The sequence below is a fragment of the Leptotrichia wadei genome (assembly GCF_007990545.2).
GTDB lineage: Bacteria > Fusobacteriota > Fusobacteriia > Fusobacteriales > Leptotrichiaceae > Leptotrichia > Leptotrichia wadei.
This window is the reverse complement of sequence record NZ_AP019829.2, coordinates 847,058-862,751: the sequence shown is the minus strand read 5'-3', so window position 1 is coordinate 862,751 and position 15,694 is coordinate 847,058. Positions and strand designations below refer to the sequence as shown.

At 28.0% G+C, this 15,694-nt stretch carries 18 protein-coding genes and 1 pseudogene; 1 reads left to right on the top strand and 18 read right to left on the bottom strand.

Going from position 1 to position 15,694, the window contains the following annotated elements; translation table 11 throughout:
- Window positions 1–42: 42 nt before the first annotated feature.
- The 18 genes and pseudogenes from FVE73_RS04030 to FVE73_RS03950 form a co-directional block, all read right to left on the bottom strand.
- Entirely contained in the window at window positions 43–471 is a 429-nt protein-coding gene (locus tag FVE73_RS04030; protein WP_018498725.1) for a hypothetical protein, read from the bottom strand.
- 54 nt (window positions 472–525) lie between these two features.
- Window positions 526–696 carry a hypothetical protein gene (locus FVE73_RS10850; RefSeq protein WP_018498724.1) on the bottom strand — a complete coding sequence of 57 codons (171 nt, stop codon included), beginning with the start codon at window positions 694–696 and terminating at the stop codon, window positions 526–528.
- Between the two features lie 101 nt (window positions 697–797).
- Complete coding sequence (locus FVE73_RS04025) at window positions 798–1,301, bottom strand: hypothetical protein (RefSeq protein ID WP_018498723.1); 504 nt, start codon at window positions 1,299–1,301, stop codon at window positions 798–800.
- A gap of 51 nt (window positions 1,302–1,352) precedes the next feature.
- Entirely contained in the window at window positions 1,353–2,027 is a 675-nt protein-coding gene (locus FVE73_RS04020; RefSeq protein WP_018498722.1) for an NAD(P)H-dependent oxidoreductase, read from the bottom strand.
- A 101-nt stretch (window positions 2,028–2,128) separates the two neighbouring features.
- Complete coding sequence (locus FVE73_RS04015; protein ID WP_018498721.1) at window positions 2,129–2,803, bottom strand: NAD(P)H-dependent oxidoreductase; 675 nt, start codon at window positions 2,801–2,803, stop codon at window positions 2,129–2,131.
- Window positions 2,804–2,856: 53 nt separating this feature from the next.
- Window positions 2,857–4,035 (bottom strand): site-specific DNA-methyltransferase, encoded by a 1,179-nt coding sequence (locus FVE73_RS04010; protein ID WP_018498720.1) that lies wholly within the window; start codon window positions 4,033–4,035, stop codon window positions 2,857–2,859.
- Between the two features lie 19 nt (window positions 4,036–4,054).
- A pseudogene (locus FVE73_RS10845) lies at window positions 4,055–4,846 on the bottom strand (restriction endonuclease).
- Between the two features lie 52 nt (window positions 4,847–4,898).
- Window positions 4,899–5,822 carry a deoxyribonuclease IV gene (locus tag FVE73_RS04000; RefSeq protein WP_018498717.1) on the bottom strand — a complete coding sequence of 308 codons (924 nt, stop codon included), beginning with the start codon at window positions 5,820–5,822 and terminating at the stop codon, window positions 4,899–4,901.
- Between the two features lie 22 nt (window positions 5,823–5,844).
- Window positions 5,845–6,165, bottom strand: a complete 321-nt coding sequence (locus tag FVE73_RS03995; protein ID WP_018498716.1) for a TfoX/Sxy family protein — start codon at window positions 6,163–6,165, stop codon at window positions 5,845–5,847.
- 7 nt (window positions 6,166–6,172) lie between these two features.
- A complete protein-coding gene (locus tag FVE73_RS03990) occupies window positions 6,173–7,057 on the bottom strand; it encodes a BRO family protein (protein ID WP_018498715.1) in 885 nt (294 codons plus the stop codon).
- Window positions 7,058–7,104: 47 nt separating this feature from the next.
- Window positions 7,105–7,251 (bottom strand): hypothetical protein, encoded by a 147-nt coding sequence (locus FVE73_RS03985; RefSeq protein WP_018498714.1) that lies wholly within the window; start codon window positions 7,249–7,251, stop codon window positions 7,105–7,107.
- Window positions 7,252–7,292: 41 nt separating this feature from the next.
- A complete protein-coding gene (locus FVE73_RS03980) occupies window positions 7,293–8,063 on the bottom strand; it encodes a TrmH family RNA methyltransferase (protein WP_018498713.1) in 771 nt (256 codons plus the stop codon).
- Window positions 8,064–8,310: 247 nt separating this feature from the next.
- On the bottom strand, window positions 8,311–10,251 hold the full coding sequence (locus FVE73_RS03975) for a DKNYY domain-containing protein (RefSeq protein WP_018498712.1): 1,941 nt from the start codon (window positions 10,249–10,251) through the stop codon (window positions 8,311–8,313).
- A 278-nt stretch (window positions 10,252–10,529) separates the two neighbouring features.
- Window positions 10,530–12,725, bottom strand: coding sequence for a DKNYY domain-containing protein (locus tag FVE73_RS03970; protein ID WP_018498710.1), 2,196 nt, complete (start codon window positions 12,723–12,725; stop codon window positions 10,530–10,532).
- A 32-nt stretch (window positions 12,726–12,757) separates the two neighbouring features.
- Entirely contained in the window at window positions 12,758–13,099 is a 342-nt protein-coding gene (locus FVE73_RS03965) for a histidine triad nucleotide-binding protein (protein WP_010124403.1), read from the bottom strand.
- A 108-nt stretch (window positions 13,100–13,207) separates the two neighbouring features.
- On the bottom strand, window positions 13,208–13,636 hold the full coding sequence (rpiB, locus tag FVE73_RS03960; protein WP_010124405.1) for a ribose 5-phosphate isomerase B: 429 nt from the start codon (window positions 13,634–13,636) through the stop codon (window positions 13,208–13,210).
- Between the two features lie 166 nt (window positions 13,637–13,802).
- Window positions 13,803–14,210, bottom strand: coding sequence for an acyl-CoA thioesterase (locus FVE73_RS03955; protein ID WP_018498709.1), 408 nt, complete (start codon window positions 14,208–14,210; stop codon window positions 13,803–13,805).
- Between the two features lie 60 nt (window positions 14,211–14,270).
- Window positions 14,271–14,513, bottom strand: a complete 243-nt coding sequence (locus FVE73_RS03950) for a KH domain-containing protein (RefSeq protein WP_010124409.1) — start codon at window positions 14,511–14,513, stop codon at window positions 14,271–14,273.
- 256 nt (window positions 14,514–14,769) lie between these two features.
- On the opposite strand from FVE73_RS03950, the gene FVE73_RS03945 reads away from it, so the two are divergent.
- Window positions 14,770–15,693 carry a tRNA 2-thiocytidine biosynthesis protein TtcA gene (locus FVE73_RS03945; RefSeq protein WP_018498708.1) on the top strand — a complete coding sequence of 308 codons (924 nt, stop codon included), beginning with the start codon at window positions 14,770–14,772 and terminating at the stop codon, window positions 15,691–15,693.
- Window position 15,694 lies beyond the last annotated feature (1 nt).

Below are 15,694 nucleotides of genomic sequence, written 5' to 3'. Positions count from 1 at the left end.
ATTCCTTTAAATATACACCTTTTTTATAAAAATGTTTTCATTTTAAAATTTTGTAGCCCTCTTATATTTAGAAAATCCTTCTCTTAGTGCATCTTTATATTCTTTATCTTCATACTGAATTTCCAAAAGGTGAGAATGGTATGCAGACTGACTAATCTTTTTCTTTTGAACTTTATCATAAAATTCAACAAAAATAACTTTAAATTCCATTCCTTTATTTTTACACCATTCACCAATAGTGTCAATAATATCAGGTCTCTGAAGAGCAACTTCCTTTGCAGTCTGTTCTTTATTTTTTCCATCGGTAATAACTTCTATTATGTAAAATCTGCCATCTTTTGTTGCAGCTGTCAACCCTATTCTCTTAAATTTTTTACGTAATACATCCTTTATTTCCTTTACCTCTTCTTCAGTCAGTTGCTTAGAATCATTAGTTTGGGACTTATTGAATTCTGGTATTTTTAATTCCATTAATTCCTTTTCATATTTTGCTTCTATCTTTTCCAGTTTTTGTAAATATTCTTCCTATTCTTTTTTACTAAGTTTATCAAAATCAGTTTTTTCCTCTTGATTTTGTTTCACTTGCTCAGCAGTTGTATTTTTTTCAATTTTTTTATTCTTATCTACGCTATTTTTATTTTTATTTCCACATGAAAATGCCATTACTAAAGACATAATTAAAAAAATTTTTTTCATAAAAATCCTCTTTCTGTCAATAAATTAATTTATAATTACGAAATTTCCTATTTTATTTTTTCAAATCAAACACATCTTTTTTTAGAAAAATATTTCCTATTTTAAAATCTTGTGGCTCTTGCATATTTAGAAAAGCCTTCTTGCAATGCTTTTTTATAATCTTTATCTTCATATTCAATTTCTAAAATATGAGAATGATACATTGACTGACTAATTCGTTTATCTTGTTCTTTGTCAAAAAAATCAACAAAGATAACTTTAAACTTTATTCCTTTACTTTTACACCATTCTCCGATAGTATCAGTAATATCGGGTCTTTCTATTGCTACCTCTTTCGCAGTTTGTTCTTTGTTTTTAGGATTGGTAACGTATTTACTTATAAAAAATCTGCCATCTTTTGTTACAGCTGTTACTCCTAAATTTTTAAAATTTTTTTTAAGCATTTTTTTTATCTCTTTTATATCATTTTTACTTAATTGTTTTGAATCATCATACCCATTAATTTTTAAATTCATTAATTCTTCTTCATATATTTTTTCTATTTTATTCTCACCACATGACACCGTTAATAATAAAATTAACGCAATTAAAAGTCTTCTTTTCATTCAAAGCTCCTTTTTATTTTCTTCATATCGTAATTTTAGAATTTCTATAAATTATTCAATTATTTCCAAAACTTCTGAAAGCGGCTTTCTTATCTTTTTAGGCAGTTCTTCATCCCTGTACCCAAAACTTACCATCACAGAAACTCCGTATTCACTTAAGTCAAGAAGCTCCATATCTGACAAATATTTTTCTGCTTTTTCTTTATTAAATCCTTCAATTGCACAGCTGTCGATTCCCAAATAAGCTGCAACAGTCATCATATTTCCAAGTGCGATGTAAGTCTGTTTTGAAGCCCAGTCGAAAAGAGTTCTTTCGTTTTCCAATAATTTCATATTTTTTTCCTGCAACATTGAAAAACTATTTTTCTTAATTTCAAAAACATCATATGGCAATTTTTTTACATCTTTATAGCTATGTCTGAAAAATTCACTATCCGCAGTAATCCCCTTTTTAGCTAAAATTATCACAATTTCTGTTGCTCCATTCAAGCTATTTATAGCTCCTGTTGAGAACTCCTTAAAATCTTCTCTCATCTTTTCATTTCTTAACAATAAAAATTTCCAAGGTTCAAGTCCAAAAGAACTTGGTGATAATCTTGCACTTTCTAAAATTGTTTTCAAATCTTCATCAGACACTCTCTTTTTTGTACTAAACTTTTTACACGCATATCTTCTATTGAATACTTCTATAATTTCTTTTCTTTTTAATTCTATATCTTTTGACATTTTTACCACTTCTTTCTTTTTATATCTAATTGTTAAAATATATCTGAGAATTTCAGATTTACATTATTTTTAATATTTTTCTCTAAAAAATTTATAAATTATTACTCAACAACCTCATAAACTTCCGAAAGTTCTCTTCTAGTTTTTGGAGTAATCTCTTCATCTCTGTATCCAAAACTTACAAAATATGAAATTCCATATTCCTTCAAATCAAACACACCTTTTTCAGAAAAGTATTTTTCAGCTATTTCTTTATTAAATCCTTCAATCGCACAGCTGTCAATCCCAAGAGCCGCAGCCATATTCATCATATTTACCATTGCAATGTAAGTCTGTTTTGAAGCCCAGTCAAATAATGCTCTTTCACTTTCCAGCAACTTAAAATGCTCTTTTTGAAATTTTGTAAAAAATTCTTTTCTAATCTTCAAATTTTCTTCAGAAATATTTTTTATTTCCTTCCCAATTCTCTCAAAATACTCGCTATCACCAGTAACACCTTTTCTAGCCAGCACCATAACAATATGGCTCGCTCCATTCAAGCTGTTAATCGCTCCCCAAGCAAACTCTCTCATGTCATTCAGCATTTCCTCATTTTTCACAAGAATAAATTTCCAAGGCTCAAGCCCAAATGAACTAGGAGAAAGTCTCCCTACCTCAATAATTGCCATAAAATCTTCATCTGAAACAACTTTTGTCTTATCATATTTTTTGCACGCATATCTTCTGTTAAATATTTCAAGCATTTCCTTTTTTGTTAATTCTTTATCTTTTAGCATTTTTATCACTTCTTTCTATTTTATTTGAAATTTTCATAATTTTATTATTTTTATTATATTTTAAATAGTTTTAATTCTTGTAAATCTTGTTTTAATTTTATTTGATTAAAGTTTTCATCATTACTATCATTTTCTATTATATCAATATTTTTTAATTCTTCACTTTCTTTTACCACCTTTAAAGATATTTCTGATTTATCAATACCTATCACTTTTCTTCCATATTTTAATCCAGCTTTTAAAAAACTACCTGACCCACAAAAACAATCTAAAATTATTGAATTTTTATTTGATGATTGTAATACTATCATTTCAAGCATTTCTCTATTTTTTTCAGTTGAATAAACTGGATATTGTGGATCTTTATAATTTAACCATACATCTTGGATTTTTTTCCCTTTATGTTCTGTTAAATATTTTTTTATTCTAGGATTATTATTTTGTGACCATTCAATCTCTCCTCGCTCATCTAATTTTTCTAATTCCTCTACTGAATATCTCCAATGTCTCCCTTTTGGTGGAAACATTCCTTTCCACATCTTTCCAGTATTTCCATTTTTCGTTTCTCCTGGCGCATGGCAAGGAACAGTATTATATCTACGTCCTTTCTCATCAACTTTTGGAAAATTTTTTATTTTTTCTTCTTCAGTAAGTTCTGAACGTATCTCATTAAAAATATTATTTTTGTTCTTTTTTGCATAAACATATATTACATCTTTTTGATTTCCAAATGCTTTTCTTGCAAAATTTTTAGGATTAGATTTTATTCTAGCAATGCTGTTTATAAAATTTTTTCTTCCAAATATTTCATCCAACAGTATTTTTATATAATGCCCTATTTTATCATCAATATGAATATATAAAGTCCCTTTATCACTAAGCAACTGACTAATTAATATTAAACGTTCTCTCATAAATTCAAAATAATTTTCTAAATTCATCTTATCCGAATAAGCTATCACTCCAGATTCAGTTTGACTAATTGTTGAAACTTTTTCTTCATCATAAGAAAAATCTAAATTAGTATTATACGGTGGATCTATATAAATTAAATCAATTTTATTTTTATAATTTTTTAATAATTTTATCATTGCATAAAAATTATCTTCGTTTATATAAAAGCTGTTTTCAGTTATGAAGCTTAATTTATTATTTTCTACTTCTTTATATTTTTTATTTATTATTTCTAATATCTCTTTTTCCTTTTTTTTGTTTCTATATATTAATTCCATATTTTCCCCCTTTTATAATCTATATACTATACAAAAATTCTCTTAATAATATAGCTGATATTATAATTCCATCTTTTGAAAATAAACTACTATGCATTTTATTTTGACTGCTTATATATAAAACACCATCTAAAATTGCTATTTTTAAAACCTTCTTATCAGTTTTAAGAAGTGATGTATCAAGTGTAGCCATTGCATCTTCGTATTGTGCATTTTGATGTCCTCCAAAATCTGTCAAAAATTTCGCTTCTCCAATTACATAAGTATTATTAAACTTACCTATAAAATCTAGTCCTTTCTCTCTTAAATACCCTAAATGATTTTTAGCAAACGTTTGCATAGCTCTATCTGATGAATTAAATATAATATTCCCATCATATTCTAAAAATTCATTTTCATTTTTTGTTACAGCACAGCCAATAGTTCCCCTATCAATCTAGTTTTTAAATAATGGACCTATTTGTCTATTTGTTTCCTTTGGAGCTGTTGTTCTATCTATAATTTTATTTATCCCCATTTCATATAACATCCCGACAATCCTGTCAACAGTCGCAGGATTTCTATTTATTGCGCTTTTATCTCTTTTTAAATATGATATATATGAATCTTTAATTGGAAAAACTTCCTGTTTTAACAATAAATTTAACAATTTATATTTATCTCTCATTTCATAATATTCATTTAACTTTTGAATATCCTCTTTTTTCATTTCTCTTCTTAAATTATTAGACATAGGGTAAATCTTGTATAATAAATCTAAATAATTTCTTTGATTGGCAAGTTCTATACTTTTCTGAGTCCAAATATTCATTTTACTTTTCTCCTTATAAATATACTTACCTCAATACTTGTCCCAAATAACTTTACTGATTTTTAATTTTCTCCATCACATCTTTGTCAAACTCGCCAGTTCTAAGCATCTCAATCTCAAATTTATACGGTGGAACTTTTTTAGCCTTTTTATCATCGCTCAAAGCCACATAAGGTGTTTCCAGAATCTTTGGCAAATGAGAAAATTTTTCAAAATGTGCGATTTTATTTAGCACTTCAAATCCAATTTTTCCAAATCCTATATTTTCATGTCTGTCTTTATGTGCCCCAACAGGATTTTTACTATCATTCAAGTGAATTACTGAAATTCTGTCAATTCCAACAATTTTGTCAAACTGCTCAATAACTCCCTCAAAATCATTTACAATATCATAACCGGCATCATGAACATGGCAAGTGTCAAAGCAAACAGTTAATTTATCCTTCAATTTTACACCGTCAATAATTTTTGCAATTTCTTCAAAACTTCTCCCAATTTCCGTACCTTTCCCAGCCATCGTTTCAAGTGCCACAGTAGTTTTCTGTTCTTTTGTCAAAACTTCATTCAATCCTTCAATAATTTTATTAATCCCAACTTCTTCACCTTCTCCAACGTGAGCACCTGGATGAAGAACAATTCTTTTCGCTCCAATTGCATCCGTTCTCTCAATCTCCGTTCTCAAAAATTGCACTGCAATCTCAAATGTTTCAGGCTTTACTGCATTCCCAAGATTTATAATATACGGAGCGTGAACAACGATGTCATTTATATCAATCCCATTTTCTCCCATGAGTTTAAGCCCGGCTTCAATATTCAATTCTTCAATTGGCTTTCTTCGGGTATTTTGTGGAGCTCCAGTATAAATCATAAATGTATTTGAGCCATAAGAAATAGCTTCTTTCACAGAACCCAGAAACATATCTTTCCCGCTCATTCCCACATGCGAACCTATTTTAAAAATTTCTTTTTTTAACATTTTTTATTTCCTTTCTTTATTTCTATTGTTTCTTTTTTCTCTTTAAAACAGGAAGTTCATCATATATCGCTTCAAATAAATTCTTCAAAAACTCTTTATTTTCAACATCATCAACAAGCAACATTTCCTTTGCTCCTTCATAAGGAATTTCATGCAAAGCATTCGGAATAAGCTCTTTTGCCGATTTTACAGCCTTTACAAGAAACCTGTCATCATAAATCCCACCAATAACTTTTTCCCTATAATAAAGAATATATTCTCCCATCATTGCTCTATATCTAATATTTTCCACTTCCGACAACTGTTCCAATACAAAATTTAAATATTCTTTACTTGAAGCCATATTTAATTCACTCCTTGCTTTTTTCTTCATCTTTAGAATTTTTAACTATATCAGGAATATCTTTTACTACATCTTCAATTAATTTAGAAAAATCTACTGCATTTTTAGTTGTAATAACAGATCTTCCAGTATCTGCTTCAATCTCTTTTCTAGTATTTCCTGCTATTGTTCCACCTCGTTTTGCAACTTTTTTATTTTCTTCCAAGCCATTTGGATTATGAATATTGGTTAATTCTGTTGTTGTAGCTTCTGCAAGCATATTAAGTACAAGTTCCAAAGTTGACATATTATCCCTTAAATTCTCTTTTTTTAATCCTTTTAAATCTTTATATTCTCTAGTTGCCAACCCAGACCATGCCTTTGAAATTTCATCTGTAAGAATTGCATATTCTATTCCCTTTTTTACTCCATGCTCTTGCCAAGCATCTGTCAATTCCTTTCTAACTTGAATCGCCTGTAATCTCTGATTTATCCATTCTTTTGAATATCCTTTTTTCAAATATGTTTCCAATGCCCTGTCAATAGTTAGTTCTGGATCTGTAATTTCATCTATTCTATCTTTTCCCACTTGTGCCAACCACATTTTAAATGGTTCTGCCTTAGGAGACGGAATTGACTGAATAACACGGAAAATACCTTGTATATCAGCAACATCTGTTAATCTCATTTTTCCATCAGGTGCTTTTAACTTCAACTGTCGACAAATTGTCGACAATTCACTTTTTTCCTCATCTGTCATTCTTTTTTTCATTTTATACCAATAATCTCTAGCATTTACACTATCCGTTAATGCTCCTACAACATCGACAACAGAAAAATACCATTCTTCCTTTTCATTATCCCAAACAGACCTAATTTTTTTACCTTCAAATATTTGTATATTATTCTCCATTATTTGCCACCCCTTACGTAGTTTTTCGAATTTTATTAATATTTATATTATTTTGCATAATCACAAAATTTCAAATGTCCATAATCATCATATTTGCATTTATATCCTCTTTCCCTTTTCATTCTCTCCGATTTACTATTTAATTCCAAAAATTCAGCAAAATTTGCTACTGTAATCAACAATACAATAAACATTAAACATTATTATTTTTCTCGTATTATTATCTCCACAATTTTTATAATCTTTGTAATTTCTCCCTCATTTTATAAAGAAAAATCCCTGTCGCCACACTCACATTCAATGATTCTATATTCCCATAAATTGGAATAATTGCCTTTATATCAGAATTTTCTATCAAATATTCAGACACTCCGCCACCTTCATGTCCAAAAATAAACGCATTATTTCCCCGCAATTCAATTTTTTCATAAGAAATCGAATCTTCGTGTAAAGCTGTCGCTATTTTCAAGTAATTTTTATCATTCAAAAATTTCACAATATTTTCAGGTGTTTCGTAAATTATGTTTAATTTAAAAATTCCACTCATTGTGGCACGTACTGTTTTGGGATTATAGACATCTACAGAGCCTTTTGTCAGAATTAAATTTTGGAAATTTGCAGCAATCATTGTTCTGATAATTGTTCCAGCATTTCCTGGATCCTGAATATCATCTAGAATTACTACATCTCCCTTTATATCCTCAATTGTATTCAAATTTTTAGAATATAAAAAAATTATCCCTTGACTATTTTCCTGTGTTGAAACCTCGTCAAACAGATTATCCTTCAAAATCGTTAAATTATCATGCTTAGAAATCTCATATCTTTCATCAAAATATTCAAATCTCGATTCCTTCACAATAATTTTATTAAAATTGATATTCTCGTTCAGAAACTTTTCCCCTTCAGCTTTAAAAATGCTGTTTTCATCACGATACTTCTTTTTATCCAGCTTTTTTAGCAATTTATAAAATTTGTTATCTGAACTTGCTATTACATCTCTCATTTTTTATTTTTTCACTTTCTATTTTTTAAACTTAAAAATAATATTTTTTATTAATATACTCAAACATATTCAAAATTGAACTGTTAAAAATCATATAAATTTAGGGTTTAAGTAAAATAGCCCTAACTTTTGAGTTTGGTTTTAAATCGGTCTTACTATAATAAGGGGTCAAGACCCCTTGCTAAAATAACTATTTAGTTTATTTATATCCTAGTTTGATTTTAAATAATTCAAGTATAATCAAAAATTATTTTTTAAATTCTTTATAAATTTTATTTTTATCTCTTATTGTAACTCCATCACTTGTCTCAATTATCTTAAAACTTTCTGGATCTACACCTTTAATTTCCCGATCTTCAATATACACTTTATTCTTATCTTTTGCATAACCAAACATTAATTGTACAAATGATGAAGTATCAGCCCCTTTTACTTTGGCAAAAACTTTATTTGGATTTAATTCATCTAATCTAAATACGTCAAAATAATAAACTCCATTTTTATCTTGAAAATAACCTACAGACTCAGATTCATACGAATTATCAGCATTAGAATATTTAAAAGAATTTGCATCAAAATTTAAAGGAACTATTTCATATACTTCTTTACCAGCTTTATTTTTTAACACATAAACTTTATCTTTAGTTTTTAAGAAATAAATAATATCTTCATTATTTTTAAAGTCACGGCCCACAAATTCAAATCCATCTGGATTTATACCTTTCATTTTATTTCCATAATAATAAACATTGTTTTTATCTCTTGAAAATTCATCATTCAAAACCTCAAAACTATTTCTATCTGCACCTGCTATTCTTTTCAAGCCCATTTTATACAATTCATTTTCGTAATACACGTTATTTTTATCACGAAAATAATTTCCCGAATAACTAAACGTTTCAAAAGTTTTAGAATCTACTTTAGGATTTTTTACAACAGCTGTTTTTACATTTTTTAGCTCACCAGTTTCTTCATCAAATACTGTAATAAGTTTATATATATTCTTATTATCATTTAAAAAATTGACTGGTAAATTTGGTCTGTTAACAAGTCTTGTAACTTTAAATCCAGCTGAACTTATATCATTTAATTTTCTTCCTGCGTAATAAACATTTTTCTTGTCATACGAAAAACCATTTTCTTCTCCAATAGTAAAACTGTTTTTATCCACATCCTGCAACTGCACAACATTATATCCTGCGTAATAAACATTATTTTTGTCTTTAGAATAATCACTATTTTCCATTACTTCAAAAGTATCTTTGTCAGCATTTTTTATTATTTTAAGATAACCAGCTTCCTTATACGGTGTCATTACGTATACATTTTTATCATCTTTTCCATAAACAACCATACTTGGACTGCTTAAATAATTTTCTATTATTTCAAACTTTTCAGGATTTTTTATATTCACTTTTTCTCCCAAATAGTAGACTTCATTTCCATTTTTAACCAAATTACTATCCAAAACTTTAAAATCTTTTTCATTTATTTTCCCAAGATTTTTAACATCTCCAAAGTAATAATACAGGTTATTCTTATCTCTGGCATAATTTGTTTCAGGAATTCTTCTAAAAGTTTGAGGATCTGCATCTTTTATAATGTCTACTGCAGCATACACATTTTTATCATCCTTTGAATACATTCCATCCCCAATTATTTTAAATGTTTTTGGATTCGCACCTTTAATTTTTTCTCCTGAATAATAGACCGCATTTTTGTCTTTTGCATAACTATGGTCTGCTTCCAGAACTACAAATGAATTTACATCTGCATTTGAAATTTTGTCTGAATCATAATATACATTTTTATCATCCTTTGAATAAAATTCATTCAAAACTTTTATTGTTTTTGGATTTGCTCCATTTATTTTGTGAATCCATTCATTAATTGGTCTATAAACATTATTTTTATCTTTTGAATAATAATTTGGCAGCACTTCAAAAGTTTTACTGTCTACATCTTCAAACGATTTATTTCCTGAAAAATAAACACTTTTATCATCTTTTGCATATTTATCATTCAATATTTTAAATGTATTCAAATCCACATTTTCAATTTTAAATTCTGAATCATCTTCTTCACTGTATTTGTAATAAACTGCATTATCCTTTTTCACATATTCTGCCATCCCTAAATTAGCTAAAATAAATACTCCAGCAATAATTTTAAAAAATTTACTTTTCATAAAAAATCCCTCCAAATCCTTTTTTAAATAATTTATTCAACAGACCTATTTGATAACTTAATTTTTTATTTCACGAGAGGGCAAAAACCCTTGCTTCAGAACATTTGTTTTATTAAATTCTAAGTTTTCAAACAAATCTAAATAAACGCTTAAAAACATTTAAAACCCTTCAAAATTGAATTAGATAATTAAAAAGAATTTTAGCAGGATAATTATGATTTTCTAAATTCTTTTTTAAAGCAGTTTTACTAAAATATAAATAAAATAATTTTTACTTGTCACTCACAATCATTTTTATAAACTCTATTTTTATCCTTAACTACAACTCCCTCATCTTCCAGTACGACAGTAAAACTTGACACATCCACCCCTTTAAATTCCTTATATTTACAATAAGCTCTATTCTTATCTTTGGAATATCCATATCCAAATGCTTTAAATGTTGGAATATCAGCCCCTTCTAGTTTAATAAAGGCATTCTGCACATCCTTTGCTTCCGAATTTAATAATTTTCCATAATCAAGATAATAAATCCCATTTTTATCTTTAAAATAATTGCTCGTATCTTTATTTGCTATATCAAATGAAGCACTGTCAAAATTTAAAGGTACTATCTCATAATCTCCTGTCCCAGTTTCATCTTTCCAAAAATATACACCATTTTTATTTTTTACAATATCTGAACCGACAAATTTAAATCCTTCTGAACTAATATTCTCAATTTGTTTTCCAAGATAATAGACTTTTTTATTATCCTTTGCAAAAAAATTATCCATTTCGACAAAGCTGTTCCTATCACTACCTTCGACCTTTTTCAGTTCCTTCTTATTCATATCATAATAAAAAACGTTGTCCTTGTCCCTGTAGTAACTCCCCGTGTATTCCTTAACAAGTTCAAAGCTCGGAGCATCGACTTTCACATTTGTTACATTAGACAATTTTATATTTTTCAAATTATATCTTTCATCATCAAATCCATAAGTAAATTTATACAAATTCCTGCTGTCTGTCAAAAAAGCAATTTTTTCAGAATCTCCAGAATTAACAGTTAAATCAATAATTTTAAATCCTTGTGGACTTATTCTGTCTAACTTTTTTCCATAAAAATAAACACTGTTCTTATCATGCGAAAAGCCATTTTCTCCAATAGTAAAACTGTCTTTATCTACATTTTTCATTTGTACAACATCAGAATGTGTAAAATAAATATTGTTTTTATCTTTTGTATACATACTGTTTTTCATTACTTCAAAAGAATTTACATCTGCATTTTTTATTATTTTGCTTGAATAAGTTTCATCAAATTTTGAAATTGCATATACATTTTTATCATCTTTTCCATAAATAAAATTTGGAAAGTTATAATATTTACTCAAAATTATTTCAAAAGTTTCTGGACTTTTTATATTCAATTTTTTCCCTTCTGCAAAAATTCTATTTCTATTTTTTACCACGTCAATTCCATCAGAATATAAAATTTTAAGAGTTTTATTGTCAATTTTATCAATTTTTACTTCCCGATAATAAAGATTATTTTTATCCTTTGAATAATACGTTGTTTTAGGAAGCCTTTCAAAAGTTTTTGAATCTGCCTCTTTTATTTTGCGTCCTCCAATAAAGACACTATTTTTATCTTTTGAATACATCTGAACAAGATCACTAGGCTCTAAAATAACTTCAAAAGATTTTACATCAGCTCCTTTTATTTTTTCACCAAGAAAGTAAATATTATTTTTATCTTTTCCATAAGCTACGTTGCCCTCTATGGCTTCAAAAGTAGCTACATCGACATTTTCCATCTTTTGTCCAAAATTCAAAAATACATTTTTATCATCCTTCAAATAAACCTGATTTAATATTTTTATCGTATCAGGATTCGCATCCTTTATTTTATCAGAGCCACTGTACACATTATTCTTGTCTTTTGCGTAATAATCAGGCATTATTATCTGAAATGTACTTTTATCAACATCGTATATCGGTGTTCCAGCATAATAAATATTATACCTGTCCTTTGAATAACTTTCATCAATTGCTTCAAAACTGTCTAAATCCTGAACATATTCAACTTCAAAAAAACTTCCTCCAATATACAGTTTACCATTATTTCTAAAATACAAAAGTTTATTTTTATTTTTGTAAAGTTTGAAATCCTTTGGATTTATCTCCATTTTTTCATCATAATTATAAATATATTTTTTATCTTTCCCATTGACTTCCCCAATTACCTGAAAAGTCTTAACATCAGCATCTTCTAGCTTCTTGTCAATACAAAAAACATTTTTACTATCTTTCCCATAAATATCATTTAATTTCACAAATGTCTTAAAATCTGCGTCTTCCACTTTTCTTTCATCAGTCTGCGATATTTTATCCATATAGTAAACAGCATCATCTTTTTTTATATACTCAGCCATTCCCAAATTTGCCAAAAGAAAGACAAGCACAACAATTTTAGAAAACTTATTTACCATAAATTTCCTCCAGAATAAAAATTTTACTTCTTCTATTTTAATTTAACTGGCAATTTTTCCCCACCTAAAATATGATAATGAATATGTAAAACTTCCTGTCCGCCATTTTCTCCAATATTAGTTATAACTCTATAACCATCTTTATCTATCCCTAAAATTCTTGCCACTTTTGCCACAGTCAACTGGAGTTTTCCAAGTAACAAAGCATCTTCTTCAGTCGCCGCATCCAAACTTTTGATTTCCTTTTTTGGAATTACAAGCACGTGAACTTTCGCCGCTGGATTTATATCATGAAAAGCCAAAAACTCATCATCTTCATATACAATATTTGCAGGTATTTCCTTATCTATTATTTTTTTAAAAACTGTTGACATAAAAATCACTTCCCTTTTTATTTTTTCTTATTATTTTTTAATTTCAGCAAGGAATTTTAACCCCTTGCCATTTTTTAAAAAGTTACTGCTATTTTTAACATTTACTAATTACTGTTCAATTTTCCCAACTCTTCTAGCATGTCTGCCACCTTCAAATTCCGTATTTATAAAAGTTTCAACACAGGCTAATCCCAAGTCTTCTCCCAAAACTCTAGCTCCCAAAGCAATTATATTCGCATCATTATGAAGTCTTGAAAGTCTTGCCGTATATTCATTGTGACAAAGAGCAGCACGAATTCCATTTATTTTATTTGCAGCAATAGAAATTCCAATTCCAGTTCCACAAATTAAAATTCCAAAATTTGCCTCTTTATTTATAATTTTTTTACTAACTTCCTTCGCAATATCAGGATAATCAACTGAATCCAAAGTATCAGTTCCTACATTTATAATTTCATACCCTTTACTTCTAAGCGCCTGCATAATTTTATTTTTAAATTCTACACCCGCATGATCATTTCCAATTACTATTTTCATTTGCAAAGCCTCTCTTCTTTATTTTTTATAATAATTTTAAATTTTATTTTCTTAAATCCTTTAAAATATTTGTTCTGCCAAATTTTAAATATATATTTAAACAAATCTAATATTTAAATTTCCCTTTTAATAATGAATTTTGTAATTATACAAATATTTTATTCAATTATTTAATAATTTTCTTCAGCAATTCATTTGAAATTCTCTTTAATTTCCCATTTTCATCCACAAAAACATTCACAGTTTCAGCCTTTGCCTTTAAAATTCCATCTAAATTATACATTTCATAAGAAAATCTAATCTTAATATTATTTATTTCCTCAATTTTTACAAAAATCTCAATTTCCTCATCATGCTTTGCCGAATTAACATATTCAATATTCAGTGTCTTTACTGGCAAAATAAATCCCATATCCTCCATATTTTTATATGGAAAAACATCCCTAAAATATTCAGTTCGTGCCATTTCCATCCATTTTAGATAATTTGAATGGTACACAACTCCCATTTTATCAGTATCATAATAGTAAACTCTAAGTTTAAAGCTCTTTTTCCTTAAGTCGTAAGTTTTCATAAATTCACTCCTTGATTAATATAAAATCTAGTGTTATTTTACCTAAATAATTTTCCAAACTTACATTTCCTTAACTTCAATTTTTATACTTTTTTTATCTTTTTTCCCAATTGATGACATAAGAACTCTAAGTGCCGTAATAATTCTCCCGTTTTTACCAATAACTTTTCCCATATCCTCCTTTGTAACATTAATTGTAATATCTACAAACTTCCCTTTTTCATTACTTTCAATCGTATAACTTTCAGTCGAATCCAATAAATTCTCAATCCAAAAATCTACAGTTTCAAAATACTTGCTCATTTATTTTTTCCCTCCATTTTTTATCCAAAATTTATATTTTCTTACGGTTATTATACCATATTTTCAATATTCTTATCAAATTTTGTTTTTAAATTAAGCTGGAAAAAATTTATTTATTAATTTAATATTTTCAAAATAATAAAGCAAAAAAATATAATTTTATTACAGTTGATTGGAGTATTTTTTTATGTTATAATATTTTTTGATTACTTAAATAAATCAAGGCTAATATGAACTTTAAAAGGAGTTACAGATAATGAATTTAGAAAATGATCTCGATGACAAAAATACGATAAATAATGAAACAAATGCTGATAAAATCGCTTCTACTTCTCTCGGAAGCGCAGTTTGTGAAACAGTTTTACCATCAGTTCCACTTCAGCCATTAGAAACCATTGAAAGAAGCATACAAAAAAAATACCGTTCAGCACTTTGGACACCATTTGTGCGAGCCTTAAAGGAATTTGAAATGGTAAAGGATGGAGATAGAATCGCAGTTGCCATTTCTGGCGGGAAAGACAGCCTCTTGCTTTCAAAGCTGTTTCAAGAATTGAAAAGAGCCAGCAGAACTAACTTTGAAGTGGTTTTTATTTCAATGAATCCAGGATTTAATCCTGCTAATTTAAATAATTTGAAAAAAAATCTAAAACATCTAAATATCCCTTGTGAAATTTATGATGACAATATCTTTGAAATTGCAGAAAAAATCGCAAAAGACTATCCCTGCTATATGTGTGCCAAAATGCGGCGTGGCAGCCTTTATACAAAAGCAACTTCACTTGGCTGCAATAAACTTGCGCTTGGACATCATTTTGACGACGTTATTGAAACAACTCTTATGAGCATGTTCTACATGGGAAAATTTGAAACTATGCTACCAAAATTAAAGTCCGATAATTTTAATATAGAATTGATCCGTCCTCTATTTTATGTTGAAGAAAAGGCAATCATAAAATGGGTAAGAAATAACGGAATCCTTCCGATGAACTGCGGCTGTACAGTCGCTGCCGAAAAAACTTCAAGCAAACGGCGTGAAACAAAGGAATTAATTGCACAGCTTGTAAAAAATAATCCAGACATAAAAAAACGAATAATTCAATCAACACAGAATGTGAATTTGGAAAAAATATTAGGCTGGAAAGATTCAAACGGAAAATACTCGTATTTGGACAAATTTTAAG